This is a genomic window from Acinetobacter sp. AS5, from assembly GCF_048957595.1.
In the GTDB taxonomy this organism is placed as follows: Bacteria; Pseudomonadota; Gammaproteobacteria; order Pseudomonadales; family Moraxellaceae; genus Acinetobacter.
In genome coordinates this window covers 1-2,201 of the sequence record NZ_JARDAL010000120.1, presented here as the reverse complement: position 1 = coordinate 2,201, position 2,201 = coordinate 1, and the positions used below count along the sequence as shown (strand labels likewise).

At 34.9% G+C, this 2,201-nt stretch carries 1 protein-coding gene and 1 pseudogene; one reads left to right on the top strand and one right to left on the bottom strand.

What is annotated here, in order from left to right:
- Window positions 1–669 precede the first annotated feature (669 nt).
- On the bottom strand, window positions 670–1,281 hold the full coding sequence (locus PV763_RS17440) for a recombinase family protein (RefSeq protein ID WP_004641910.1): 612 nt from the start codon (window positions 1,279–1,281) through the stop codon (window positions 670–672).
- Between the two features lie 372 nt (window positions 1,282–1,653).
- On the opposite strand from PV763_RS17440, the pseudogene PV763_RS17435 reads away from it, so the two are divergent.
- Window positions 1,654–2,127, top strand: a pseudogene (locus PV763_RS17435) (KUP/HAK/KT family potassium transporter); the annotation flags it as partial.
- Between the last annotated feature and the right edge of the window lie 74 nt (window positions 2,128–2,201).

The following is a 2,201-nucleotide window of genomic DNA, read 5'->3' as shown; positions in this document are numbered from 1 at the left end:
CTGTGCTTGACTCTTGTGGTTAAAAACAGGACATTTTAAATGGTTTATCGCATAGACATTTTAATTGGTGAATAACATAGTAGTTTTTACGCGGAATTCCTAACGTATTCATCTTTTGTCTTATATCTTTATTTTTACCAATAGGTAAAATATATTCATAACTTACATCGAAAAGTAGGTAATTAAGAAAAAAATTACAGCGTTTTATAAGCCTTATAGTAACGGGAGAGACTATAGGGCTTTTTATTTATCTTAATATTCATATATCTATGATGAAGCCATGATACTCTGCGATATAAAAAACCGGCTTGAGAATAGACCGGTCTTTTATGATATTTGCTAAAATGCTCTTTTAAAATATAAAAAACTAAGCGTGTGTAGCACTGGGTCTAGGTGTTCTTTGAGCTTAGTTATTAGCGTTATTTAAATAAGTATAAGTCAATTTTTACCTAATGGATTTGCTTTTCAACTAGTTCCAATTTCTTTAATGCTTGCCCTTTTTTATGATCATTATTAATCTTTACAACTAGAGCTAAAATAAAAACCATCACTATAAAAACAAGGAAAATCAAATGCTTTTTCATCATTAATCCCTTCTTTTGATCTTTAAGAATGCCTTGCTCCTTTGTAAATAGATATGACATAAGGGAAGCACTGATACAAGCCTTTTTAAATGACTTTAGCAACTCGATAAACAGTTGCAACTCCACAATTCACTGCTTTGGCAATTTCTTCCTTAGTCATATTGCCAGCTGCTAGCAATTCTTTTATTCGTTTGTGCTTAGCCTCATTGGCTTTCTTACCTGTTGGCTTGTAACCCGAACGTGCCAGGCCCTGCTTAATACGTTCTATACGTTTCTCATTGTCCAGGCGGGCCATTGTTGCCAGGAGATCAATCAACATATTATTGATGAGTTCCAGGATTGAATGAGTAATGCTGTCACTGGTTTGAATCATTTGGTAGGTAGTAGGAAGATCCGCTACGACTAAACGAAGTCCCTTCTCCTGGATCCTGCGCTTCAGCTCTTGAAAATCCTGTTGGGTTAGGCGTGATAATCGGTCAATACTTTCAACTAACAAGGTGTCACCTTGATTTGCTTCTGACAGTAGCTTATTCAATTCAGGTCGGTCTAACTTCGTACCACTATAGTTTTCCACGTACACAATGGTTTCGCCCAAATTCAAGTTTTGGTTTAGATCCTGAAGAATCTGCAAAGCCCTTTCTGCATCTTGATCTTTAGTTGAAGCTCGTAGATAAATACGTGTATTCATTTCTATCATTTAATCTTAATTCTATTAGATTAATGATAATACTATCATTTAATTATTTCACTAAGTATAATGATAGATATTGTATGCGATTTGGCTCGCTATCATTCAGCTATAGTCTTTTGATAAAAAAAGCATGACTAAAAGCCATGCCTTGGGAATTCATATAACGTGTATTATGTTAATTTTAGAAAAAACTTAAAATTATCTATTAAAGAATCATATATTTTTGGATTACTTATAAGTGAAATAGCACCTATATAGTGCAGGCTTAGCTAGAAAAACTATAACACTCTAAGAAAGTATGGGTTTTTATGTACAAGGCAATTTCATAAGAAGCCAGATGATAAAATTCGAGGCTCCCCAATTTTGTAAATCAAATATATGCAAAATAATGTGAGTAAGCCGGCAGTACCAGCATTAACACTGGCTGCACTAGGAGTAGTATTCGGCGATATAGGCACGAGTCCATTATATGCATTAAAAGAAAGCTTTCATGCGACACGCGGGCTACCTATTAATGAACTTAATATCCTGGGAATTCTCTCTTTAATCTTTTGGACCATTACCTTAATTGTTTCGCTTAAATATGTTTTGGTGATCATGAGAGCTGATAACAATGGTGAAGGGGGTATCATGGCATTACTAGCCTTAAACCTTAGGCAAAAAGGATTGTCCCGTGGAAAAAGACTGGCAATCATTATCTTAGGTTTCATTGGAGCATCCTTATTCTTCGGTGACGGTATCATCACCCCTGCTATTTCTGTTTTATCTGCAGTTGAGGGACTTTCTGTTGCTGCCCCGTCATTTGATCGCTTCATTATTCCAATCAGTATTGGAATTCTTATAGCTCTCTTTGATGTGGTTCCGTTAATTAGACCACTCAATCTAGTTTTATAAGTGATAAATCCGCTCTAAATATTTAAATTATG

Excerpts from the sequence above, each read along its gene's own strand:
- PV763_RS17440 (WP_004641910.1), bottom strand. The coding sequence starts at position 1,281 with ATGATAGAAATGAATACACGTATTTATCTACGAGCTTCAACTAAAGAT.